Here is a 24,325-nt window from a genome sequence, read left to right on the forward strand (position 1 = left end):
CTAGTCGATCGGGAAGCGCCCCGCCGCCACGCGAGGCGCGGACGCCTGTCGCGGTGCGTAGTGGTGCATCATGACGCGCGGGCCGCGCGGGGCCGCCGGGTCGGGCACCACCTGCAGCCTGAGCATGCGACCGCCGATCTGAAGGCAGGCGCCGGGCCGCCAGGTTGTCTGCTCCCACGGGGCGATCCTGCTCCAACCGTAATCCGCCGGCTCGCGCAGGAAGACGCCGTTGGTAGAGCCGCGGTCCACGATGACGACGTGCCCATTGACGAGGCGGACTTCGACGTGCGCCCGCGACAGCAACCCCGCGGGGTCGTCGATGCTGACGGGGCGAAGTCCGTACCGTGCGGCATCCGATCCGCGGGGGTCCCGACCGATGACGCAGTCGCGGTCAATCTCGAAACGAGAGTCGTCCTCCAGAACGGCCCACCGCTTGGGTTGCGGGGACGTAACCGCCGGTGTGGACGGGCGGGGAGTCGACGCCGACCACAGGATGGCGCCGTCGCCGGGCACGGTGCCACTGGTGAGCCGGTAGACACCGTTTGCCCCGATACCGGCCCGCGGCCGCTGACCCAGTTCGTCGACGGTGATCGTCGCGGCCACCGCCGGCATCGGCACGGAGTAGTGCACCAGGCGACCGCGGCCGTGCAGCAGCGTCCGCCCGTCGCCGTCGTCGAGTGCGACCGTCACGCTGCCGCACAGCAGTATCTCCAGGCCGGCCGAGGTGGGCGTGAGGATGCCGACATCGACCAGGGTGTGCGTCCAGGGCTGACGGGACAGCTTGGCAAAGGCGCTGATGAGTTTCTGCGGGTCGGTGCGCCGAACCATCTCGGACAGGGCCGACAGCTGCTGCGCGGCGACGGAGTGCTCCGAAAGCGGCGTCCGCTCGCGGTGGGCCACCACGATGACGGTGCCGTTGACGTTGGCCACCAGGTGCGCACCGGGGATGATCTCGACGTCTGTCGACGGCGTGCTCGACGGCGTGGCAGGGACGTATTCCCGGGCCGCGTGCAGGGCGGCGGCCACCGCGGTGTCTTCGGCGGGTGCCGGGGTCTCGGCCTGCGGCGTCGGCTCCTCAGCGGGTGTTTCGCTGATGCCGATGCGGGAGTGCAACCAGCGCAACGGCTTTGGCGCCCACCAGTTGAGGTCACCGGCGACCCGAAGAAATGCCGGCACCACGACGCCGCGGATGATCGTCGCGTCGATGACGACGGCCAGCGCCGTGCCGATGCCGAACATCTTCATGAACGACAGCCCATTGGCGAAGGAGATCAGCGTGATCGTCAACAGCAGTGCGGCGCTGGTCACGATCCGGCCCACCCGGCCCAGCCCGATCACGGTGGACGCGTCGTTCGACAAGCCGGAATCGCGGGCTTCCTTGATCCGGCTCAGCAGAAAGATCTCGTAGTCGACAGACAGGCTGAACGCGATAGCGCAGAGCAAGACCACCATGGACGGGTTCAGCGGCGCGGGCGTGAAGCCCAGCAGCCCGGCCAGGTGGCCTTCCTGGAAGATCCAGACCAGCACGCCGAGCACCGCGCTGAGCACCAGCAGGTTCAGTAGCAGCGCCTTCACCGGCACCACCACGCTGCCGGTGAACAGGAACAGCAGGATGAAGGTGGCGACCGCGATCAGCGCAATGGCCAACGGAAGCCGGTCGGCGATCGCGGCGCGGCTGTCGATCAGTGTGGCCGTCGGACCTCCCACTTCAACCTGGTGGCCGCTGATCTTGGCGCGGATATCCCGGACCAGGTGCTGGGCCTGGTCCGAGTCCGCCTGCACTGACAGGTAGACGAAGGCGTAGCCGGCCCCGGCCGCCGCGGGCGCAGGACCGACCGGCTGGCCATGCTCGTAGCGGCCGACGGGGCCGTTGACCAGGACGACACCGTCCATGCCCGACACGTCGGCGGCCAGCTTGGCGAGCACGCCGGCGTCGTTGCGGGTCACCAGGGTGATCGCCTGCGAGGGGTCAAGTTGGAAGTCGTGCTGCAGCGACTCGGCCACCAGTCGCGCGCTGGAGTCCGTCGGCAGCGCCCTTTCGTCGGGGGTGGCGTACTGGGCGTGCAGGAACGGCATACCCAGGCCCAACAGGACCGCCACCACCGGCACCGCGTACAGCAGCGGCCGGCGGGTGACCACTTCGGCGAAACGTCGCCAGAACAGTGAGTCCGCCGAAAGCGGCACCTTGCGCCGGATGATGGCGAGTGAGTCGACGCGCTTGCCCAGAAGTGCCAGCAGCGCGGGCAGCACCACGATGGCGCTGAATGCTGACAGCAGGACGGTGGCGGTGGCCGCCATCCCGACCGACCGCAGGAAGTAGGTGGGGAACACCAGCAGGCTGGTCATCGCCAGCGTGACCGTCGCCGCGCTGAACAGGATGGTGCGTCCCGCGGTGCTGACGGTGGCGACGATGGCCTGGTGGTGGCCCTTCCCGTTGGCGCATTCCTCGCGGAACCGGGACACCATCAGCAGGCCGAAGTCGATCGACAGTCCCAGGCCGAACGCGGTCGTGACCGTCAGGGCATGTACCGACACGTCGGTGATCGTCGTCATGAGCAGCAGCACCGACAGGGTTGAGACGATCGAGACGACTCCCACCACCACCGGCAGCGCCGCGGCGATGAGACCGCCGAACACCACTACCAGCACGGCCAGCGAGATGGGCACCGCGATGCTCTCGCTGGTCTTGAGGTCGTGTTTGACCTTGTCCCGGATCTCCTGCTGCACGCCCAGGGATCCGCCGGCCCGCACGGTGACGTTCGGGTCGGTGGGCAGGCTCGCGATGATCCGCTTGGCCGTCTCGGCGGCCTCGTCCGCGGTGCCGCCAACGTGGACGAGAATCAGACCGGAGCGGCCGTCCTTGCTGCGCAGATCGCCGGCTCCCTCGTCGCCGAAGGCCCTGGTGACCTTTGCCTTCGGCTCGGCCGCGATCAGCCGAAGCACCCGATCCCGCACCGGGGCGACATCGGGCGCCTCGACGGTGCCCTCGCGGGGGAGCAGCTGAATGACCAGGTTCGAGGTGGTGCCGAAATGCTGGTCCAGGAACTCCTCGGCCTGGGACGACTCCGCCGCCGGGTCGGTGTTTCCGCCGGTGCCGAGCTTGTCGGACACCGAGCCGCCGAGGATGACGCTGATCCCGAGCAGGACCAGGACCGCCGCCAGCACCGCCTTGGGACGCCGCACGGTGAAGGTGGCCAAGTGCCTCAACATGTGGTTCGCCTTTCCCCCGGAACCGCGGTGATGTTAGAAGTTTTTCGCGCCTGGCTTGGCGCTTTCTAAAGGCGTCCGGCCTTCAGGTGCGCGGTTCGCCGGCCAGCCACAGGCGCACCAGGCAGCGCCGCGCCGCCGCCTCGGGGGCGTCGACAAAGCTGCGCCGGTTGTGCAGTGTCGTGTGGTTGTCGGCGAAGAAGACGTCGCCCGGATTGAGAGTGAACTCGACGTGGTGCGCGGGCGCACCGACGCCCTGCTCAGGCGGTGACGGGGACCAGTTGCGGGTGGAGCGGGGCCGCCTCGGTGCCCCGCGGCGTGAAGCGGATGAACAGCCGCGCCACCAACGGTGCCGCGACCAGCATCAGCACTACCCGGATGACCTGGGACGCCATCACGAACGTCACGTTCGAACCCGAGCCCGCCGCGGTGCCCAGCACCGCGTACACACCGCCCGGGCTGGTCGCCAGGTACCCGTCGAGCATGCTGAGCCCGGCCGAGTGAGCAAGTACCACCCCCAGGCCCGCCGCGGCCACGTTCAGCACCATGATCAACGCGAACGCGCCGGGCAGGATCCGCCGAATCGCACGGAGCGAGTCGCGGTCCAAGGCCATCACGGTCTGTAAGACGATCAGCACGATTCCGGCCTGGAAGAGCGGCATGGGAATCGTGAGCCCGTTGACCATCCCGGCGAATTCCAGACCCATGGTGATCACCATCGGGCCGATCAGCCCGCCACCGGGCAGCCGCAGCCGGCGTCCGGCCACCGCGCCCAGCAGCACGATCGCCGCGATCAGGGGAAGCGTGAGATACCAAGGCAGCGATGCCTTTTCGCTGACGTGCGCGCCCTGGGCGGGTGTGCTGTGATAGAAGGCGGTGGCGACGATGGGCATGGCGGCCGTGATCATTGCCACGCGCAGGTACTGGACGGCCGCGACCACGCGATCGTCACCGCCGAGTTCGCGGGCGATGGCGACCAGGCCGGCCGAACCGCCGGCCACCAGCGCGAGGCCACCGGTCAGCGGCGTGATGTCACGGTGCAGGCCCAGGAGCGCACCGCCCGCAACGCTCAGGACTAGGGTGCTGACGGCGACCGCGATGACGATCGGCCAGTGCGAGCCCAGCGCGGCGAACGAGATGTCGCGGACCATCAGCCCGGTGTACACGCCGAGCACGCCCTGAGCGGCCACGCCGATTCCCGGTACGGTTTTGGGTGCATACCGCGCCATCGACCAGGCGAAGGCCCCGCAGGCAACGGCCACGATGAGAAGGTCAATCGGGTTCATGGTGCAGAGGGTTCAACAGGCGCCTTGGCAGATTCTTGAAACCCAGGACAGGCGAAGTTCGCCTTAGTCCTCGTCGAGGTATGCGTCGGCCCAGGCACCGATGATGCGGGCGGCCCGGCGAGCCTGCCCCCGCGCGGTGAGCAGGTGATCGGAGCCCTCCAGGGAGACGAAGCTGCGGGGATGGCGGGCCAGGCGGAAAATCTCGGTCGCATTCTGGATGCCGACCGTGTTGTCGGTGGGCGAGTGCAGGATCAGCAGCGGCAAGCGCAGACTCTTGATCTTGTCGCGCAGATGAGCGGCGCGGACATCCTCGACGAACGCCCGCTTCAGGGTCAGCGTCCGGCCACCGACCATCCACTCCGCGCTGCCCTCGGACAGGCAGCGGTCGACCACTGCGTCGTAATGCTTTTCGACGTGACTCGGGTCGATCGGGGCGGCCACCGTGACGACCGACCGCACCCCACGTGACTGCCGGGCGGCGGCGAGTGCGGCCGCGCCGCCCCACGAGTGCCCGACCAATATGTCGGCCGCGGTGCCGCGGTCGGCCATGAACTCACATGCCTTGATGATGTCGTTGACCTTGACGGTGAACGACCCGTCGCCCCAATCCCCTTCCGATCCACTGAGACCGAGCGCGTCGAAGCGCAGCATGCCGATCCCGTCTGCGGCCAGCTGCTTGCAGATCCGGGCAGCCGCCGGCGATTCCTTCCCAAGGGTGAAGCCGTGCGCGAACACCCCCCAACCGCGCACCGCACCGTCGGGCACGTCGATGATTCCGGCCAGGTTCGGGCCCGTCGAACTCTGGAACGTGACACGCTCGCCCATGCTGGAGATCTAACACGGCGGCAGCCGGGACGGCTCGGCGCGTTGTCGGCGAAATCCGTAGCATCGCTGCATGAGGCTTGTCGCGATGATGCCAGGCGCGCATTTTGCCCTCAGCCTGGCGATTGCCATTCTGCTCGTTTCCGGATTGTCGATCGGTCCGGCGCCGTTGCTTTCGACAGCGTCGGCGGGCTGCCCCGACGCCGAGGTGGTCTTCGCCCGGGGCCGGGAGGAACCACCCGGCGTCGGCGCGGTCGGCGATGCCCTGGTCAACTCGCTGCGGAGCAAGACGCGTATGTCGGTCGGTGTCTACGGGGTCAACTACCCGGCCAACATCAGCACCGGCACCGGCGCCAACGACATGAGCGCCCACGTGCAGTCGATGGCCAGGGACTGCCCGAACACGCGCCTGGTGCTCGGCGGCTACTCGCTTGGCGCCGAGGTGGCCGACCTGGTGACTGGTGGCCGCCCGCTGTTCGGGTTCACCAACGTGCTGCCACCCGGTGTGGACCAGCATGTCGCGGCTGTCGCCTTGTTCGGTAACGGCACCCGGGGACTGTCCCCGGCGTTTGCCGGAAAGACGATCGACCAGTGCGCGCCAGGAGATCCGATCTGCGGCAGGGGCACGAACTGGCCGTCGCATCTGCAGCCGTCCTATATCGACTCCGGACTAGTGGACCAGGCTGCCAGCTTTGTGGCCGGCAAGTTGTAGCGCCGGGACGGATTCTCAGCTAATACCTAAGTTCTGAGTACGGTGGCGCATCCGATGCGGTGATATTTTGGATCTGCGAGCGTCCCGGAATTCTGGCTGAATCCGGGGCTTGCCAGCTAACGCATTTGGAGAAGAAGTGGACATCGTACTCGGGCTATCGATGACACCCGCAGCGGTTCGTATGGTGCTGGTCGAAGGGCAGAACGCCGATGGCGTCACCATCGAGGAGCGACAGGTAGCGGTCGACGACGCTATTGGATCAGCAACCGACCACCTGGTCACGACGGTGCGAGATGTCCGGGCGGCCGCGGCCGCGGGTGGCAACCGCGTGAGTTCGATCGGCGTCACCTGGACCGACGGGTTAGGTGCTTGCGTGGTGAGCGAGGCACTGGCTGCGTGCGACGCCGACAACGTCACACCCATTTCGCCGTTCGTCGCGGCGACAACCTTGGCGCAGGCGGTCGCAGTGGCGATGGGCTATGAGCGGATAGCCATGCTTTTCGCCGATGCCGAGAGCGTCAGCATGGCCATCGTGGAGGCCGCCGACGCGGCGATCGCCGAAATCCGCGATGAACCGCTCGACAGCGTCGATGCCCTGAGTGCGGTGCGAATACTGGGCGGGTGGGTCGAGGCGCTCAGCTCACGGCCGGGCGGCGTCTTCGTCATCGGCTCCGGGATGGACATCTGTGGGTTTGACATCGTCACGATCAAGCGGGAACTCGAAACGGTGACATCGTTGGCGGTGAACGGGCCGGAAGAGCCGGACACGGCGCTGGCCCGGGGCGCGGCGCTGGCGTCTGCGAATGCGTCGCTGCACGTCCTGTCTACCGATGCCTTCGCCTACGCGCGAGTTGCCGACCCCGTGGAAACGGGTCCTGACGCGGTGACCCTGAGTCGCTTCGACGTTCCCACTGTCCCCGCCGATGCTCAACACATCGAGGGCTTCGCGCACAACCTCTCCCCCGATGGGGACACCGACGTACTGACGACGACGGCGATCGCAACGGCCGAAGAAACCGGTCTCAACGAGACGCTGCAGCAGCGCAGGCCGGTGTTGCTGGTGGGCAGTGTTGGAGCGGTAACGCTGATCACCGGCATTGTGGCGCTTGAAGTTTCGCTTGCGCTGGGGATTCGTCCGGCGGCGGTGGGCCTGCAGCACATCCCTGGGCAGGGCCGCATCATGCCGGCCCCGCTGATGCAACTTGCCCCCCTGGCGGTCGCGGCGGCACCCCGACCGGTAGCGATGCGCCCATCGGGGCCCCCGGCGCAGCTACCACCCTCGGACGGATCGATTCCATTGCCCCACGCGGTGGTACCCGGCGACGGACCGGGAGCGATTCCCGCTCTTGTTGCCCTGCCGGCCTTGATGCCGAACCCCGTGCCGCCGCGGGCGCCGGATGCCGCCTACCCGAATTACCCGATACTGCTGCCGCTGCCGGTTGCGTCGCCTCCGACCGCTGCGCCGAGCGTCCAGCAGCCGTCCGTTTCGGTGACGCAGCCCCCGACGTCGCAGCCGGTGACCTCGGTGCCGGTGACCTCGGCGCCGCCGCCGACGGTTCCGGTGACGCAGCCCCCGACGTCGCAGCCGGTGACCTCGGTGCCGGTGACCTCGGCGCCGGTGACGACGGTTCCGGTGACGCAGCCCCCGACGTCGCAGCCGGTGACCTCGGTGCCGGCGACCTCGGCGCCGCCGACGGTTCCCGTGACGCAACCGCCGGTGTCCCAGCCGCCGACCACGGTTGCCGTGACGCAGCCGCCGACATACGTTCCCGTCTCGCAGCCGCCCAGGCCCGTTCCCGTGGCGCCGCAACCAGTTCCGGCCTCCGAACCTCAACTGCCAGTTAGTCTTCCGGCCCCCGAGGGTCCGGTGATTCCAGGACAGGAGACCCCAACGGTTCGCGGTCCGGCCCTCGAGGTTCCGACGGTTCCTGCCTCGCCGGGCATCGTCGTACCGGCTCAGGATGTGCCGCCGGTGACACCTCAGTTGCCGGGTTCGCTGAACGCGCCTGCGTCAGAGCCAGCGCCCTCCACCGGCGGAGGCGGGGCGCCGTTCGGCGGGAGTGGGGGACCGCTCGGCGGAGGTGGTGCTGGAACCGCCGGAGTCGGACCGTCGGCTGGAGGCGGCGGCTCCACCGGGGGCGGCTCGCTAGGCGGCGGCGCCACCGGGGGCGGCGGTAGCTCCATCGGCGGCAGCAGCTCGATCGGCGGCGGCAGCAGCTCGATCGGCGGCGGCAGTTCCACCGGAGGCGGCGGCAGTTCCACCGGAGGCGGCAGCAGCTCCATCGGCGGCGGCAGCTCCGGCAGCAGTGGCGGCAGTTCCGGTGGCGGCAGAAGGTAGCCACACCGGCAACCCTCGGCCGAGCCGGGCTTGAACCGCGATGTGGCCGCCGGCGGCGCGATGCGGGGCCCTGCACTTGAATTCATGTATCCGCCTGTGGCGCAACGTGAATCGGGCGGCTAGCATCCCCGCCTGTGTCCTCAAAGGGAAGTTGGCCGAACTTTGTCAAAGGCATCTCCGCGGCCGGAGTTGATGAGCTGCGTTCCATCGCAGGTAATTTCGCGGACTGGCAGCTTTCGGCCCCGATAGACACGTCTTTATCCAGCTCGGAGGAGCTGGCCGCCGACTATCTGTCGAAGCTGAAGTATCCCCACCACATCTTCGATGAGCTCTCCTGCGATACGCAGGACCGTGTCGCTGTTGCCGTGGGTTGTCCGCCGCAAGCACAGTGGCAGCAGCCGCCCGTCCCTCCTGGAACGCCGTCATACGCCGAACCGAGCTGGGAGAAAGACGTCTTCGACGTGCTGTTCACACAGCTACCCCCGGAACCGCCGAAACCGCGGCCGGTATCTCAGCGCGCCTCGGTCGCCGGCCAGTGGCCTGAATTCATCGACGATGGGCTGAACGATGGTGCGCCGTGCCGGCGCCTGAGTGCGGAGTTGGCGGCAGCCCTGGGTTCTGACTGGTCTCCGGTTCCCGATGCGGGCGACAATGTGGTCCGCGTCCGCTTCGAGCCCGGCGACCTGATCTTCGTCGTGATACCTGGCGGGCGCATGACGATGGGGATGACCGAAGACGAACTGGCCCAACTAGGCGAACTCGGTGACGAAGTTGCCGAAAGCGTGCAATTCTTCGCGGCGTCGTGGGCTCCGGCTCACGAAGTGGAGGTCGAGCCCTTCCTCTGCGCCGAGACGCCCCTGTTGCAGCGGCATGCGGCGATCTGGTCGATCGAGGGCGACGCCGCCAATTCCCATCGGGTGCTGCGGCAGAGCAGCTGGGAGGCGGCAAAGACAGTGTCGGCAACCGGTTTGCGATTGCTTTCCGAGGCCGAGTGGGAATGGATCGCGCGCGCCGGGGCCCGGCAGTCGTGGATCTGCGGCGACGAGCCGCCCGAGGAGTGGACGGAGCGCGTCGTCGACGGTGAGCCGGACCAGGCCCGTACTCCATTCGGCACCTCAGCCCCGGGCTGGGGGGAGTGGGTGGACGACGGTTGGCACGACGACTACGTCGGTGCACCCTCCAACTCCTGTGCGTGGGAGCCGACGAATAGGCCGGGCGTGGTGCGCGGTGGTGCCTTCGCCTGCTGGCCGTGGCAGGGCGGCGGTGAAGCGGTGTTGCTTCATGCCGCTTCCCGTGACCGGGGCTTGGGCGAGTCCATTCATGCGGTGCGGCTGGCGACAGACTTGCCGCCCCGATGACCACGAGGACGACCGACGCCGGGAGCGCGAAGTTGCCAGTCGGGCTTGACGGCCTCACGGCCGGGGTGCAATGTGGTGTGATACACGTCATATGACCACTGGTCACACCGGGGAGAGGGGTCGCACTCATGACCACCAGGGACAAGTACACCGAAGTCCCCACGCCGTACTCGTGGGAGGTTCCGAGCGCCGGTAACGCGCGCTTCACCTGGGAGTACGACGAAGGCCGCGCCCGGCTCCTGTCCCTGTATCAGAAGGGGAAGGACAAGCAGTGGGACGCTCAGCTGCGTATCGACTGGGCGCAAGACGTCGACCCGTACAACCCGGTCGGGCTGCCCGACGAATTCCATCCGCTGTTCGGCAGTCCGATGTGGGATGCCGCAGACGAAGCCCGTCGCGCCGAGATGCGCCAGCACTTCCAGGCCTGGCAGTTCTCCCAGTTCCTGCACGGCGAGCAGGGTGCGATGGTGTGCGCGGCCAAGATCGTCGAGGTGGTTCCTGACCTGGACGCGAAATTCTACGCGGCCACCCAGACGATGGACGAGGCTCGGCACGTCGAAGCGTTCTCGCGGTTCCTGCAGGAAAAGGTCGACCTGGTCTACCCGATCAACAAGAACCTGACCGCGCTGCTGGACGACACCTTGCGTGACTCGCGTTGGGACATGCCCTACCTGGGCATGCAGGTCCTCATTGAGGGCCTCGCACTCGCTGCCTTCGGGGTGCTGAGGGACATGGCGGCACCGGACTCGCTGGCCAAGCAGGTCTTGGCCTACGTCATGCAGGACGAGGCCCGGCACGTCGCATTCGGCCGAATCTCGCTGAAGGACTACTACGCCGCTCTGACCGACGCCGAGCGGGACGAGCGGGAAGAGTTCGTCGTCGACGCCTGCTATTTGATGCGCGACCGGTTCCGCGGTGAAGAGGTTTTCGAGACCCTCGGCATGAACGTCCAAGAGTGTGCCGAATGGGTCGACAAGTCGCCGCTGATGATCCAGTTCCGTTCGCACCTGTTCAGCCGCATCGTCCCGATCGTCAAGGACATCGGGCTGTGGGGCGACAAGGTGCAAAAGGCCTTCCGCGACATGGGTGTTCACGACATGGCCAGCTTCGACATCGAGGCGCTGATGAAGGCCGACGAAGATCAGGCCGAGGCGCTGGACAAGGCTCACGCCGAGATGGCCGAGCGGGCGATCGAGGTGGACCAGGTGATCGCGGCGGGCGCAAGCTGATCAGCTCAGCGCGCGCCGCAGCTGCGTGTAGGCAGCTACCAGAGCGTCGAGGCTGAACGCCCGATTCAGCCCGCTCGGATTGGGCAGGATCCACACCGTCGCATCCGCAAATCGTTCGGGATATGGGCCCCAGGCGAGCCCGGGATCGTCCATCATCGCCGAGAAGCCCCGCTTGCCCAGGAACGCGATAACCCGCGGTGCGCATCGGCGCATCTTCGCCTCGAAGTCCGGACGCGCCTGCCGGAATTCGTGCCGTGAGATCTCATCGGCGCGTTTCGTTGCCCGTGTGACCACAGCCGTTATGCCACAGCCATATTCGAGCAACCGGTGTTCGTCCTGCGGTTGCAGACGCACGTCGGTGAAGCCGGCGAGGTGCAACACCGGCCAGAAGCGATTGCTGCGGTTGGAGAAGTTGTGGCCGTCAGCCACGGCGGTGCAGGCGGGATTGATTCCACAGAAGATGACGTCGAGGCCGCGGGCCAGGACGTCAGAATCGAAGCCGGTCAATAGTTGTCCTTCGGTGCCGACTGTTCCCGCTTTAGGCTCGGCGGATGAGCGGCCACGCGTGGATGGAGACCATCCTTCTGCTGGGTCTGCTGGCTGTGGGCGCGGTCATCTTCTATTACGGTCACTCCGATTTTGCGTCTAAACGCAACACCCGGATACGCAAGGTGAGAGCGCAACCGCACCGGACGCCCGGCGTGCACCTCGGCCCCGAGGGAACCGTGCCGTTCGATAGTTTGGATCTGCCCTGCTCCTGGGTGTTCCAAGAGGTCAGACATCAGGTCAGTCATCTGTTTCCTCGCCACCCGGACTTCTCCAAGAGGGTTTTGATTTTCGGAGACCCGCAGGCGATGCAGCACCTCTTCACCGACGCCGTGGTTCGCGCAGTCTCGCATTACCCGAACATATGCATCGAGGGTTGGGGCGATCAGATGGTGGTCTACGAGGTGCAGAAAAGGGTCAGCCCGCAAAGCATTCCGGGATTTCTCAATGAAGCCATGTGGCTGATGCAGCACTTTCGCACTGAGCATCCACCGTTGCAGTACCGCTGACGCACGTCATCCCACTGTTTGCGCCGCAGTGCTCTGAGCGGCGTCGGGCGCAAAGAACCCGAGTAACGCGTCGGCGATCTGCGCTCGAATTGGGGCCCCGGATACGACCACGTCGACCATGGACAGTGACAAGTGCGTGTGCCCCCTGGCTCGCACATGCTGCGTCGGAACCCCCGCTGCGGCAAGTGCTTCCGCGTACGCGTCCCCTTCATCGCGCAGCGGGTCGAACTCCGCTGAGACGACGATTGCCGGTGGCAGCCCGGACAGGTCCGGAGTGCGCAGCGGCGCGACCCTGGGGTCATCCCGAACGTCTGGGTCGGCGTAGTGGTCGAAGAACCATCGCATCAACGGCGCGGTGAGACCGTAGCCGTCGGCGTTCTCCATGTAGGAGCCCCGCGTTTGGTCGGCATCGACAACGGGTGTGATCAGCGCCTGACCGACTATCGTCGGCCAGCCCGTGTCCCGGGCCAACCGGCAGATGACGGTGGCGATGCCGGCGCCGGCGCTCCACCCGCACACGGCCAGGCGTCCGGGAATGCCGCCGAGTTCCTCGGCGTGCTCGGCGACCCAACGCACTGCCGCCCAGCCGTCGTCGAGTGCGGCCGGGAACCGGTGCTCGGGCGCGTGCCGGTAGTTCACCGACACGATCAGGGCGCCGGTGCGCACACACAGATCCCGGCACAGCGGGTCGTCGGAGGTGTGGTCACCCAGAACCCAACCCCCGCCGTGGAAATAGACGACGACCGGATGCGGGCCCAGGCTCGCGGGTCGATAAAGCCGGTAGGCCAGGGACCCCGCGGCGCCGGGCAGGGTTCCGTCGACGACTTCGCCGACGTCCGGGCCCGGCGGCCGTGCGAGGTTCATCTCGTCCATGAAGGCGCGCGCCTGCTCGTGCGGCAGCGACTCCAACGGCGGCAGGTCCAGCAGTGCCATCTGGTCGAGAACCATCTGGACGTCTGGCTGCAGACGGCGCACCACGCCGTCGTTGCACTGTGGACCGGCAGGTCCGGATAACGCGAAGCCCAGGTAGTCGCGGGCCACGACCTCCTCGCACGCCACCCGGTAGAAGTCGACGCCGGCGGCGTAGGCCATGAACGTGCGCGGCTTGCCCGGTATGTTGGCGCCGACGTACCACGAGTTCGCCTGCGGGAAAAGGGTTATCGAGGCGGCATCGTCAACGTGCTGCATCCAGCCGGCCTCGGCGAGCTTAGTGGGCTCGATCCGGTCGAAGCCGTGGTCGCGCAGATAGGTCAGGGTGTCGGCAACGAAGTCAATGTGTTGCTCAATGGACACCGCCATGTTCGACAGCACCGAGGGGCTCTGCGGGCCGGCAATCAGAAACAGGTTGGGGAAACCTTCGGTCATCAAGCCGAGGTAGGTCACTGGTCCGTGCGACCACTTGTCCTTCAATGCCAATCCACCGCGGCCCACGATGTCGATCGCCGCGACGGCACCGGTGATTGCGTCGAATCCGGTGGCGAAGACAAGCGCGTCGAACTCGAAAGATTCTCCGGCCGTGTCGATCCCGGAACGAGTCACGCCCAGCAACGGCTGGTCCTGCAGATTCACCAGTCGCACGTGGGGCAGGTTGAAGGTGGCGTAGTAGTTGGTGTCCAGGCACAGCCGCTTGGCGCCGACGGGATAGGTGGTGGGGCACAGCGCCTCGGCCGTCTTGGGATCGTGCACGATGCCACGGATCTTGCCGTGGATGAAGTCGGCAAAGTCCTTGTTGGCCAACGGGTTACTCATCACGTCGGCGTAGAGGTTGAGCACCTCCAGCAGTTCGCCCCGTTGCCAGGCTCGTTCGTAGCGCTGCCGGCGTTCCTCGGCAGACACCGAGAAGGCCGGGGTGATGGTGCGCTCGACGGGCACGCCACCGAAGGAGTATTTCGCCGCCTGTCGGTAGGCCGTTTCGTCGACCATCTGCGCCAGCTTGTCCGGCGCAACGGGACCGTTCTGGGCGGGGATCGAAAAGCACGGCGTGCGTTGAAAGACCACCACTTGCTCCGCCTGCGCGGCGATCAGCGGAATCGATTGAATCCCTGAGGATCCGGTTCCGACGACGCCGACCCGCTTGCCGGTGAAGTCGACGGGCTCATGCGGCCACCTGCTGGTGAAATACGTCTCGCCGGTGAAGTTTTCGACACCGGGGATATCCAGCTCCTTGGGTACCGACAGGCAACCGGTCGCCATGACGAGGTAGCGGCAGCTGATCTCTTCGCCGCGATCGGTGCTCACGCGGTAACCCGACGAGGTGTCGTCCCAATGCGCACCGGTGACCCGGGTGCCGAACTGGATGTCGCGACGGAGGTCGTGCTTGTCGGCAACGTGATTCAGATACCGCAGGATCTCGGGCTGGGTCGCGTACTTCTCGGACCACTGCCAGTCCTTCGCCCAGTCGGCATCGAAGCTGAACATGTAGTCGACGCTGGGGATGTCCACCCGCGCGCCCGGATAACGGTTCCAGTACCAGGTGCCGCCGATGTCGTCGCCGGCCTCGAATATGCGCATCGACAGACCCGCGAGGCGAAAACGGTATGCCGCGTACAGGCCGGCGAAGCCGGCGCCTACAACCACGACGTCGGGGTTGGAGTGTTGATCAGCCATGTGAATCATCATGACCACTCGAGCGCGTTTTGTTTAGGGGCTAAATCGGCCGTGCTCAGTGACGACGGCGGTGATCAACTGGGCCGGGGTGACGTCGAAGGCCGGATTGAAGACATCCGCACCTGGCGGAGTGATGGTGACGCCGGCATATGACCTGAGTTCTTCGGGCGCGCGTTCCTCGATGGCGATGTCGGCGCCGCTGGCGAGTGACTTGTCGATCGTGGATGACGGCGCGACCACGACGAGCGGCACGTGGTGATGACGGGCCGCGATTGCCAGGCCGTAGGTGCCGATCTTGTTGGCGACGTCGCCGTTGGCGGCGATCCGATCGGCGCCGACGAGCACGCAGTCGACCACGCCGCGCGCCATCGCCGCCGCCGCGGCGCCGTCCGGCTGCACCCGGTAGGGCACGCCCGCCTGCGCCAGTTCCCATGCCGTGAGCCTTGAGCCCTGCAGCAGCGGCCTGGTTTCATCGACCAGGACGGATTCGACCAGCCCGCGCTGATGCAGATGCCAGACGACGCCGAGCGCGCTGCCCCAGGCAACCGTGGCGAGGTGACCGGCGTTGCAGTGGCTGAGTAGCCGCAGCGGGCGGCGATCGCAGAGCCCCAGCACGATTTCGGCGGCGTGACCAGAAGCCGCGCGGTTGAGACGTTCGTCCTCGTCGAGGATTGAAAGTGCTTCGGCGAGTACGGCTTCGGCGCCCTCGTCGAGTTTCTCGAGCGCGCGCGCTACCCCCCAACTGAGGTTGACGGCGGTTGGTCGTGCCTGGGCGACGCGGTCGGCCGAGGCCCGGACGTCGCCGCCCGCGCGGGTCGCGAGCACGACGCCGAGTGCTCCTGCGCCGCCGAGCGCCGGGGCACCGCGGACCGCCAAGCGCGTGATCGCGTCGATGAGTTCGTCGACGGTGCGCAGACGGAGGATGCGGTATTCGGCGGGCAGCGCGGTCTGGTCGATGATCGTCACCGCGTCGCCGTCCCAGTCGATCGTCCTGCGCACCTGCTGACCCTAGCTGTCGATCTGGTGCGAAGGCTGGAATAGCTCGCGGCCGTCAGCGGCCCGACACCAGTGAGTGACCGCAGCCCCGGGTCGGCGCGGACTTAAGCCTCTATCCGCGTCGGCGCAGCTGACCGACGATGGCACCGGGCAGCTGTCGACGGCTGCGTGAGGAGGATTGCCCGTGTCAACCCAACTGGGGGCGGCTCCGCGGGATGCGGCCGCGAAGACCACTGGCAATAGCGATGCCGCGGAGAACGACGAGCGCCGCCGCGATGAGATCGACGCGATCGTGGATGTCGCCGCTGCCTCGGCCGCCGAATTCCGCAAGCTCGATCAGGTCCAGGTCGACCGGATCGTCGAGGCCATGGTGCGCGCCGGCGTCCGTGCCGCCGCCGAACTGGCGGGCTTGGCGATCGAGGAGACCGGCTTCGGCGTCTTCGAGGACAAGGTCGTAAAGAACTACGTGGCAACGGAGTTCCTGCACGACTATTTGCGCGACAAAAAGTCGGTGGGTGTCGTCGACGAGGACATCGAGAACAACATCGTCCACGTCGCCGAACCGATCGGCGTGGTGCTCGCGATCACTCCGGTGACCAACCCGACGTCGACGGTTCTGTTCAAAGCGATCGTGGCCGCGAAAACACGCAACGCCGTCGTCTTCCGGCCGTCACCGTATGCGGTGCGGTCCTGCGAGCGCAGTGTCGAGATCCTGCGGGCGGCGGCCGAAGCGGCCGGTATGCCGCCCGGCGCGCTGCAGGTCATCCCGGATGCTGCCCACGAGGTGACGCACTATCTGTTCAAACATCCCAAGATCGACTTCATCTGGGTGACCGGCGGACCGAAGATCGTGGCGCTGGCCAGTGCGACAGGGAAACCGGGACTGTGTGTCGGACCCGGAAACGCGCCCATCTACGCCCATCGGACCGCCGACGTGAAGGGCGCGGTCGTCGACATCCTGATCTCGAAAACCTTTGACTCCTCGGTGATCTGCCCCGCCGAGCAGACATGCATCATTGACGACGAGATCTACGACGCCATGGTCGCCGAGTTCGAGCGGATGGGCGCCCGGTTGCTCACCGACGACGAGGCGGCCGCGATATCCCGGTTCGCCTTCGGCTGCGGGGACAAGATCTCCCTCGACGCGCTGGGGCAGCAGGCGCCGGAACTTGCTGCCCGCGCGGGCTTTTCGGTGCCGCCGACGGTGAAGGTGTTGCTGGCCCCGCTGCCGGCCGATCTCGGCGAGCTCGCCGCACACCCGCTGGTGCAGGAGAAACTGATGCCCGTCCTGGGTGTGGTGCGGGCCCGCGACGTTCAACATGCCATCGACGTGGCGGTGCTGGTCACCGAACACGGCGGGCTGGGCCACACCTCGGCGGTCTACGCCAACGATCAGGCGGTGATCGACGCGTACAGCGCGGCGGTGCGTACCGGGCGCATCCTGGTGAACGCACCGACCGCGGTCGGCGCGCTCGGCGGTGTCTACAACAATCTGACGCCGACCTTCTCGCTGGGCTGCGGAACTTGGGGCGGGTCGAGCACGACCGAGAACGTCAACTATCGCCAGCTCCTCAACATCAAGACCGTCGCGAAACGCCGAACCCCGCCGCAGTGGTTCCGGGTCCCGTCCAACACCTACTTCAACGCCGGTGCGCTGGAGAATCTGCGCGAGCTCGACTGCGATGCCGTCGTGGTGGTCACCGATGCCGTGAGCGATGAGCGCGGTGTGGTCGACCTGCTGCGCGGCAAGCTGCGAACCCGCCACGTGCAGGTGTTCAGTGAGGTGACGCCCGAGCCGGACGAGACGACCATCCGCCGCGGCGTCGAGCTGCTGGAACGCGTGCAACCCGAGGTCCTCATCGCGGTGGGCGGCGGTTCGGTGCTCGATGCCGGTAAGGCGATGCGGTTGTTCTATGAGCACCCGGAGAAGACGCTCGACGAGCTGACCATGCCCTTCCTCGACCCCCGCAAGCGAGTGGCCGACTATCCGACGGACCGCCACCGGCTCCAATTGGTCGCCATCCCAACGACTTCGGGCACCGGCTCGGAAGTGTCGCCGGCAGCGGTGCTGACCGTTCAGGGCAAGAAGGAGACGCTGGTCGACTACAGCCTGGTGCCCGACCTGGCCATCATCGACCCGGAGCTGGCATCGACGATGCCGCCGGTGTTGACCGCGGACACCGGCGTCGACGCGCTCACGCACGCGCTGGAGGCGGCGGTGTCCATCTTCGCCTCCCCGTACACCGACGCGCTGTGCGCGCAGGCGTCGCGGCTGATCTTCGAGTCATTGCCCAGGGCGTACCGCGATCCGGATGATCTGGCGGCGCGCACCGACATGTCGAACGCGGCGACGTTGGCCGGGCTGGCCTTCTCGAACGCGTTCGTCGGGACCAACCATGCACTGGCTCACGCCGTCGGCGCGAAGTTCGGTATCGCGCACGGCCGGGCGAACGCGATCTTCCTGCCGCACGTGCTCCGTTACAACTCGGGTCTGCCGACCAAGTTCATGCCGGCTCCGGGTTACTCGGCCTACATCGCCCCCGACAAGTACGCCCAGATCGGCCAGCTGATCTTCGGTGGTCACGAACCCGAAGACAGCCGCGGCCGACTGTTCAAGGGAGTCGAAGATCTGCTGGACCGGGTCGACATGCCGCGCTCACTGAAGGAGCTGGGCATCGCCGAAGAGGCGTTCACGGTGGCGTTGCCGCAGCTGGCGATGACTGCCTTCGAGGACCTCAGTAACCGGACCAACCCCCGGATGCCGCTGGTCACCGAGATCACCGAGTTGCTGCGGCTGGGCTACTACGGCACCGGTTAGCGGCGTCCTGCCGCGCCGCCGCCACCTGGCCGAAGTCGAGCTTGACCAGCTGGTCGGCGGACTGGAAGTAGCGATCATCGTGGGTGATCACAATGACGGTCTTTCCGCGCTTCTTCAGGCCGGGGAGCAGTTCGGTGTAGAACACCTCACGAAACCGTGGCTCCTGGTCCGCGGCCCACTCGTCGAACACGTAGATCGACCGGTCTTCCAGCAGCGCGGTCAGCAGCGCCAGTCGTTTGCGTTGGCCATGGGACAGCGCGACGGTGGACAACCGGCCATCCTGCACGGTCACCTTGTGCGCGATCTGCAATTGGTGCAGGTAGTGGCGCACCTCGTCGTCGATGCCGGGCCGGTCGAAACCGAGGTAGTCATCGAAGAGGTGGAAGTCGGTGAAAACCGCGGAGCAGTGCTGGCGGAACCACTCGACGTTGTCGTGGCCGATCTTTTCTCCGTTCAGCACCAGGGATCCGCTGGCCGGCGGGTACAGGCCCGTGATCAGCTTGGCCAGAGTCGATTTGCCGCTTCCGTTGCCGCCGACGACGAAGGTGATCTGGCCCGGTTCGAAGGTCAGGTCCACCGGGCCGAGCTGGAATCCCGGTCCGGCGCCCTCTGGTGATGGCGGTGGTCCCGGGGGCAGCGGCCGGCCCGCCTGGCCACCGCCGGGACCCGGGGGAACCGACGGGGGCAGCTCCGATTGATAGGCATAGCTGACATTGATCAGGTCCAGCCTGGCCTGGCCGACGGGCGGCCGCTCGATGCACGGCAGCCGCTCCTGATCCCGGTGATCTTCGATGGACAAGTTCAGCGTGCGGATCTTGGCCAGCGCCACGTCGCCCCGCAGCAACTCCGGGATCTGCTTCATCAGGCTCTGCATCGGCCGTGACAGGAACATCGTGACCAGCAGGTAACTGACCATGGTGTCCCTCGGCAGGGCGAGCGCGGCGGCGACCACGAACAGGATGAGGCCCATCGTGGCGAGCTGGAACAGCTGACCAAATCCCTGCGCCGCCGAGAGCCACGACCCGGCCCGTACGTTCTGGGTCCGCAGCGTGCGGGCCGACCCGAGCAGGTGCCGGTCCATGAAGTCGCGCCGCCGGCTGCGGTGCAGCTTCAGTTCTTTGATGCCGAGCGTCATGGCGGAAAACGACCGCAACAGCGCGTCCTCGTTCTCACGGGCCTGGTGGTACATGTGCCGTACCCGTCGCAGCACGGTCTCGGCGCTGGCGATGCTGATCAACGTCCCCGCAATCGTCACCGCGAACAACGGGCCCGACACCGCCGCAAGGAAAGTCAGCGACCCCACGATGGTCGTCACGTCGATGCACATGTTCGGGATGGCCGTCACCGCCTGCGACAACGACCGCACGTCTTCGGTCAGGGTTGCCATCAGCCGGTGCAGTCCCATCCGTTCCAGGTCCTGCAACGGGGCGTTGATCACTTTGGCACTCAGCCCTTGTCGCAGTTGGTAGATCGCGTCCTGGGTGAGACGGATCAGGAGAACCTGGGACAACAGCGCTCCGGCCAGTGCGACCAGCCCCGTCGCCGCAAAGCGCTGCAGGGTTGCGGCGGAATGGTTTTCCGGCGACAAGACGCTGTTCATCAGCGTCAGCAGGTAGGTGCTGGCCACGCCGCTGATCAGGCCGGTCACGAAGACGGCCACTATCCGCGCCCGTGAGATCGAGAGCAGGAAGTTGAGGAGTTGCATCGTTGTGCGCCTTTCTTGGCTGTGATGTCGGTCTTTGCTCAGCCGCCGATGATGTCGAAGAGCATTCCTTCGACGGCGACGCCGGGTGCGAATGAGAACGCCATGCCGGTGGAGATGTCGCTCTTGTCCTTGGCTTGCTGCACCATGAGATCCAGGACGAAGAGCAGCGATACGCTCAGCATGTTGCCGAACCGGTCGAGGATCTCCCAGCTGGGCGCCACCTCGTCGGTGGAGATGCCCAGTGATCGTGCGGATTCTCCGATGATCTTCGGCCCACCCGGGTGGATCGCCCACAGGTCGATGTCTGACTTCTGCAATCCGTTGTCCCGCAGTATCTCTGCTATCGCCGGGTCGACGTTGTCGTAGATGTAGGTCGGCAGGTTCTCCGACAGTTCGCAGGTGATGCCGTTGTCGTTGACGCCGAGCACGATGCCGTCTTCGGTGTCGTCGAGCAACAGGCTGAAGCTGTCGCGGATCACCACCTTGCCGCGGTCCAGCGGCTGTTGGGTCTGGCTGGACCCGATCACCAGCGCGCCGCAGCCGTCACCGAACAGGCTGGAAATGATGACGTCGTTGATGTCGTCGGCGAAAGTGGCGTTCACCGAGCACAATTCGATGCACACGACCAGCGCCTTCCGGCCGGGGTTGGCGCGAACGTAATCCCGGGCGGTGCGGATCGCGTTCATCGCGGCTGCGCATCCCATGAAGTTCACCACAACACGCGAAACCGATGGTGACAGGCCGAGTTCCTTGATCACCGCCACATCGACACCAGGAGCGATGAATCCGGTGCTCGTGACGAAAACCAGGAGGCCGATCTCCGTCGACGGATCGTCGACGCCTGCCAGCGCCCGCCCGGCCACGTCCACCGCTAGCGGAACGGCGTGCCGGTAGAACAGCTCCATGCGGTTCCGGATCGTTCCCGCTTGACGCCGTAACGCGTCGAATTCGGCATCGAGCGGATCAACCGCCATTCGGCGGGTGCCGATCATCGTCTTCTGGTAGAGACGCGAAATCCGCTCCCGCTGTCCGGGATTGTCGAACAGTGCGGCGACCTGATCGGCGACCTGCAGCTGATCGACGACATGGCTCGGAGTTCCCGTCGCGATGCTCTCGATCACCGCCACGGTAGTCGGCGGGGCGGGTGGCAGCTCGGTAAGCGTGGGCCCGGCCTCGCCGCCGCCCTGCCGCCACATCAGGAGTTCGTCGTTGACGTACATGGCACTTTCCTTCGTGAATTTCATTCGGCGGTAACGCTGATCGGTGGTCAGCTGTACGTATCGTCGGGTGGTGATATTGGCGAAATCTGCACGGATTCTTGGCGTCTGGCGGCTCACACCGAGCCGAGTCCGCCGAATCCGGAGGCCGCATAGGCGACGCTGGCCTTCCAGGCCGTCGGTGAGCAATGTTCGCGGACCAGTCCCCACTGTCGTTCCTGCGCTTGCCGGGACGGCGACAGGAGATACGCGCGGGCGAGCTTCGGTAACCGGTCGGTGACGAAACTTTTTGCGGGGAGCCATTCGAGACCGAATTTGACTGCCTCCTCCCGCAGCACGTCCTCCGTGGCGATGTTGGCGAAACCGCTGCCCTGATAGGGCAGCACGTGGTGTGCGCGGTGCGAACTCAGACCGGCGGACAGGAAGCAGTCGACATAGCGATTGCCAATTACTTTCAGGTCATAGGCCTCCGTGAGCTGGTGGATGCCCCAGTCCTGCGGATCGGCATCGTCGGCGGCATGTTCGTCGGTGTCTTCCTCAAAGTCATGGCTCGAGACGATCAAGAACGTGCTGATCCACAGTGTGGCCACGAATTGCGGTGCCCAGGAAAGGAAGTCACCGGCCAGCGCGTAGGTCACCAACTCGCCGATCAACAGCAGACGCAGAGCCACCGAGCCGGCGAAGTGGGGGATGGCGTTGCGCCAGGTCCCGTAGACCTCCGTGACGCCGATCTTGCGGGTGATCCGCAGGACATCCACAATCCGGATCGGCATGCCGGTGACCAGGTGGCCGAATTTGTGAATGGTGTGGACGGGCACCCGAAGCAGGCAAGGCAGCCGCATCATCATCGTGAAGACGTTCTTCTTGATGTCGACTTCACTTTGGGTGTGCGGATGGTGCAGCAGCGTGTGTCCGTCGGCGGTCACTAATCCCAGTGCCACGTAATTGATGTCGAAGGCGTTCGCGAAGACCCTGTTGAGCCCCTTTTGCCTGCGGTGGACCGCGTAGTGCCCGAACCCCGCCAACGAGCAGCGCAGCAGCACCATCGCGATTATGAAGAGCGGCAACGGCATCCATTGCGGCGCGGCTATTCGCATAGCCTGCACCGCGACATACGCGACCGCTAGGCCCGCGACCACGATGTTGAAGAGCCGGTCCATCTTCTTGATGCGCGCGGCCAGTTGAGGTTGCCGCAGTCGCGCTTTCACCCGGTGCAGGAGGTCATCCTTGTTGTCGAAGCGGTACCTCGGGGTGTCCCGCCAGCTGTTGAAGTCCTCCTTGAACAGGAATTCCGGTGCGTTGCATTTCGGGTGGACGTCCCCGGGACGGGCGTCGCGGTCCAGCGCATACCGCTCCAGGAGCCTTTCGATCCCCTCGGGATTCTTGTGGTAGGCGTGAATGATCGAGGTGATGTCCCGGTTCTTGGTGCGGCCGATGAAGAACGCTCCACCCGGATGCTTGGCGATCCACTCGGACAGGTCGTAGGCGCGTCCGTTGTAGACCCACACGTCGGGCGGCGGTCCCGCGGGAGGACCGGCGGGAGGTCGACTGGATGGGCCCTCCTCGGGCCGGCCAAGCGGTCCACGCGTGTCCAGTGCTGGCGGTTCGATCGTCATTTCTTTCCTTCGGGGTGTTTCTGCTGCGCAGGTCGTGTTCGCTTCAGGCGACGCTGTGCCGCTGTGTGTCGAGGTTCGGGCGGCAGCCTTGGTGGATTCGTGAGAAATGCTTGGCGTCTCTCGGGCGCCGGCGTGGATCACGACTAAATAGCGGAGGCGACGACGGAAATCGGAAGTGCATAGTCGGAAGGGGTAGAAATCCCCCTCGACAGCGGCCTAAGGCGAGATGAAGTATCGGTTCGGCGATCGACCCCAGTCGGGTACGGGTCGATCCGCCCTGAACTCATCGAAGGACGGCGGGATGTCATTTCTTATTGCGGCGCCGGAGGCGATGTCCACGGCAGCAACGACTTTCGCCAATGTCGGCTCGTCGCTCACTGAGGCCAATGCAGCGGCCGCAGCCGCAACGACAGAGATGCTGCCGGCGGCCCTCGATGAGGTGTCGGCGGCCGTCGCCGCCATCTTCGACACCCGTGCCCAGACCTATCAGGTGCTAAGTGCGCAGGCCGCCGCCTTTCATACCCAGTTCGTGCAGGCGCTCAACGCGGGTGCAGGCACCTACGCGGCCGCCGAGTCCATCAATGTCGGGCAGCTGTTGCTCGATGTCATCAACGCGCCCACCCAGGCGTTGCTGGGGCGCCCGCTAATCGGCGACGGCACGAATGGCGCTCCGGGCAGCGGCGCCAACGGCGGCGACGGTGGGCTGCTGTGGGGCAACGGCGGCAACGGGGGGTCGGGCGCGCCCGGTCAGGCCGGCGGCCACGGCGGCAGCGCGGGGCTGATCGGGTCCGGCGGATCCGGCGGGGCGGGCGGGGCGGGCGCGCTCGGCGGCCAGGGCGGTTCCGGTGGATGGCTGAACGGCAATGGCGGCACGGGGGGCCAGGGTGGTGCCGCCACGGCGGGCATCAACGGCGGCCTGCCCGGGCGCGGCGGTGCCGGCGGCAACGCGCTGATTTTCGGCGCCGGCGGCGCCGGCGGTCAGGGCGGCACCGGTCTGGCCGGCGCCAACGGCGTCAATCCCGTGGTCAGCGGCACGGCTGCGACGGGCAGCGCCGGCGGCAGCACCTACAACCCGGCCACCGGCGATGCCTTCGGCTTTACCGGCGGTGACGGCGCGGACGGCGGTCTCAGCGCCACGGGAGGCACCGGCGGCGCGGGTAGCACGGTGTACTCCCCGTTGAGCGGTACCGCACACGGCGGGAATGGTGGCACCGGCGGTTCCGGCGGCAACGGGGGTGCCGGCGGTGCTGGCGGGGGTGCAGTTGCGCAAGGCAGCGGTCTGGCCGTAGGGGGCGCCGGGGGAAATGGGACTAATGCATCGGCCCCCGGTGGTGTGGGCGGTGCGGGGGGTACGGGCGG

Annotated in this window: 16 protein-coding genes and 1 pseudogene; 7 read left to right on the top strand and 10 right to left on the bottom strand. The window is 66.6% G+C overall.

Annotated features, from left to right (window positions below):
- The 4 genes and pseudogenes from AWC08_RS18615 to AWC08_RS18625 all read right to left on the bottom strand — a co-directional run bounded on the left by AWC08_RS18615 (position 1) and on the right by AWC08_RS18625 (position 5,318).
- Positions 1-3,210: an MMPL family transporter gene (locus AWC08_RS18615; RefSeq protein WP_065136250.1), complete on the bottom strand. Its 3,210-nt coding sequence runs from the start codon at positions 3,208-3,210 to the stop codon at positions 1-3.
- An 82-nt stretch (positions 3,211-3,292) separates the two neighbouring features.
- A pseudogene (locus AWC08_RS39665) lies at positions 3,293-3,439 on the bottom strand (TauD/TfdA family dioxygenase); the annotation flags it as partial.
- Positions 3,440-3,467: 28 nt separating this feature from the next.
- Complete coding sequence (locus AWC08_RS18620) at positions 3,468-4,493, bottom strand: AbrB family transcriptional regulator (protein ID WP_065136251.1); 1,026 nt, start codon at positions 4,491-4,493, stop codon at positions 3,468-3,470.
- 63 nt (positions 4,494-4,556) lie between these two features.
- Positions 4,557-5,318: an alpha/beta hydrolase family protein gene (locus AWC08_RS18625; protein ID WP_065136252.1), complete on the bottom strand. Its 762-nt coding sequence runs from the start codon at positions 5,316-5,318 to the stop codon at positions 4,557-4,559.
- A 70-nt stretch (positions 5,319-5,388) separates the two neighbouring features.
- On the opposite strand from AWC08_RS18625, the gene AWC08_RS18630 reads away from it, so the two are divergent.
- From AWC08_RS18630 to AWC08_RS18645, 4 genes are all read left to right on the top strand, one after another.
- Complete coding sequence (locus AWC08_RS18630; RefSeq protein WP_065136253.1) at positions 5,389-6,027, top strand: cutinase family protein; 639 nt, start codon at positions 5,389-5,391, stop codon at positions 6,025-6,027.
- A gap of 136 nt (positions 6,028-6,163) precedes the next feature.
- Positions 6,164-8,365 carry a DUF7159 family protein gene (locus AWC08_RS35505; RefSeq protein ID WP_142283661.1) on the top strand — a complete coding sequence of 734 codons (2,202 nt, stop codon included), beginning with the start codon at positions 6,164-6,166 and terminating at the stop codon, positions 8,363-8,365.
- A 134-nt stretch (positions 8,366-8,499) separates the two neighbouring features.
- Positions 8,500-9,723, top strand: a complete 1,224-nt coding sequence (locus tag AWC08_RS18640) for a formylglycine-generating enzyme family protein (protein WP_065132147.1) — start codon at positions 8,500-8,502, stop codon at positions 9,721-9,723.
- Between the two features lie 128 nt (positions 9,724-9,851).
- On the top strand, positions 9,852-10,952 hold the full coding sequence (locus AWC08_RS18645) for a ferritin-like domain-containing protein (protein WP_065132146.1): 1,101 nt from the start codon (positions 9,852-9,854) through the stop codon (positions 10,950-10,952).
- Here the strand turns inward: AWC08_RS18645 and mug are convergent, their stop codons facing one another.
- Entirely contained in the window at positions 10,953-11,459 is a 507-nt protein-coding gene (mug, locus tag AWC08_RS18650) for a G/U mismatch-specific DNA glycosylase (RefSeq protein WP_065132145.1), read from the bottom strand.
- Positions 11,460-11,503: 44 nt separating this feature from the next.
- On the opposite strand from mug, the gene AWC08_RS18655 reads away from it, so the two are divergent.
- Positions 11,504-12,007, top strand: coding sequence for a hypothetical protein (locus tag AWC08_RS18655; protein WP_065132144.1), 504 nt, complete (start codon positions 11,504-11,506; stop codon positions 12,005-12,007).
- A 6-nt stretch (positions 12,008-12,013) separates the two neighbouring features.
- Here AWC08_RS18655 and AWC08_RS18660 read toward each other — a convergent pair whose 3' ends face one another.
- Both AWC08_RS18660 and mtnA read right to left on the bottom strand, forming a co-directional pair.
- Complete coding sequence (locus tag AWC08_RS18660) at positions 12,014-14,614, bottom strand: flavin-containing monooxygenase (protein WP_065132150.1); 2,601 nt, start codon at positions 14,612-14,614, stop codon at positions 12,014-12,016.
- 33 nt (positions 14,615-14,647) lie between these two features.
- Positions 14,648-15,613, bottom strand: coding sequence for an S-methyl-5-thioribose-1-phosphate isomerase (gene mtnA / locus AWC08_RS18665; RefSeq protein WP_065132143.1), 966 nt, complete (start codon positions 15,611-15,613; stop codon positions 14,648-14,650).
- A gap of 181 nt (positions 15,614-15,794) precedes the next feature.
- Here mtnA and adhE point away from each other — a divergent pair, with 181 nt between their 5' ends.
- On the top strand, positions 15,795-18,428 hold the full coding sequence (gene adhE, locus AWC08_RS18670; protein WP_264074389.1) for a bifunctional acetaldehyde-CoA/alcohol dehydrogenase: 2,634 nt from the start codon (positions 15,795-15,797) through the stop codon (positions 18,426-18,428).
- On the opposite strand, the gene AWC08_RS18675 is transcribed toward adhE, so the two are convergent.
- The 3 genes from AWC08_RS18675 to AWC08_RS18685 form a co-directional block, all read right to left on the bottom strand.
- Positions 18,388-20,133, bottom strand: a complete 1,746-nt coding sequence (locus AWC08_RS18675) for an ATP-binding cassette domain-containing protein (RefSeq protein WP_065133172.1) — start codon at positions 20,131-20,133, stop codon at positions 18,388-18,390. The genes adhE and AWC08_RS18675 overlap by 41 nt on opposite strands.
- 38 nt (positions 20,134-20,171) lie before the next feature.
- Positions 20,172-21,353 carry a type III polyketide synthase gene (locus tag AWC08_RS18680; RefSeq protein ID WP_065133174.1) on the bottom strand — a complete coding sequence of 394 codons (1,182 nt, stop codon included), beginning with the start codon at positions 21,351-21,353 and terminating at the stop codon, positions 20,172-20,174.
- A 113-nt stretch (positions 21,354-21,466) separates the two neighbouring features.
- The gene (locus AWC08_RS18685) at positions 21,467-22,966 is read right to left on the bottom strand and encodes a fatty acid desaturase (RefSeq protein WP_083271223.1); all 1,500 of its coding nucleotides are present in this window, start codon (positions 22,964-22,966) and stop codon (positions 21,467-21,469) included.
- A gap of 301 nt (positions 22,967-23,267) precedes the next feature.
- Between AWC08_RS18685 and AWC08_RS18690 the strand changes: the two genes are divergently transcribed.
- A partial coding sequence (locus tag AWC08_RS18690) for a PE family protein (protein WP_085088079.1) occupies positions 23,268-24,325 on the top strand: 1,058 nt, incomplete at its 3' end.

The organism is Mycobacterium gordonae, assembly GCF_002101675.1.
Taxonomy (GTDB): domain Bacteria; phylum Actinomycetota; class Actinomycetes; order Mycobacteriales; family Mycobacteriaceae; genus Mycobacterium; species Mycobacterium gordonae.

Coding starts and splice junctions, on each gene's coding strand:
- AWC08_RS18625 (WP_065136252.1), bottom strand. CDS start 5,318: ATGGGCGAGCGTGTCACGTTCCAGAGTTCGACGGGCCCGAACCTGGCC.
- AWC08_RS18655 (WP_065132144.1), top strand. CDS start 11,504: ATGAGCGGCCACGCGTGGATGGAGACCATCCTTCTGCTGGGTCTGCTG.
- AWC08_RS18660 (WP_065132150.1), bottom strand. CDS start 14,614: ATGGCTGATCAACACTCCAACCCCGACGTCGTGGTTGTAGGCGCCGGC.
- AWC08_RS18685 (WP_083271223.1), bottom strand. CDS start 22,966: ATGACGATCGAACCGCCAGCACTGGACACGCGTGGACCGCTTGGCCGG.
- AWC08_RS18680 (WP_065133174.1), bottom strand. CDS start 21,353: ATGTACGTCAACGACGAACTCCTGATGTGGCGGCAGGGCGGCGGCGAG.
- AWC08_RS18620 (WP_065136251.1), bottom strand. CDS start 4,493: ATGAACCCGATTGACCTTCTCATCGTGGCCGTTGCCTGCGGGGCCTTC.
- AWC08_RS18645 (WP_065132146.1), top strand. CDS start 9,852: ATGACCACCAGGGACAAGTACACCGAAGTCCCCACGCCGTACTCGTGG.
- AWC08_RS18630 (WP_065136253.1), top strand. CDS start 5,389: ATGAGGCTTGTCGCGATGATGCCAGGCGCGCATTTTGCCCTCAGCCTG.
- AWC08_RS18615 (WP_065136250.1), bottom strand. CDS start 3,210: ATGTTGAGGCACTTGGCCACCTTCACCGTGCGGCGTCCCAAGGCGGTG.
- AWC08_RS18675 (WP_065133172.1), bottom strand. CDS start 20,133: ATGCAACTCCTCAACTTCCTGCTCTCGATCTCACGGGCGCGGATAGTG.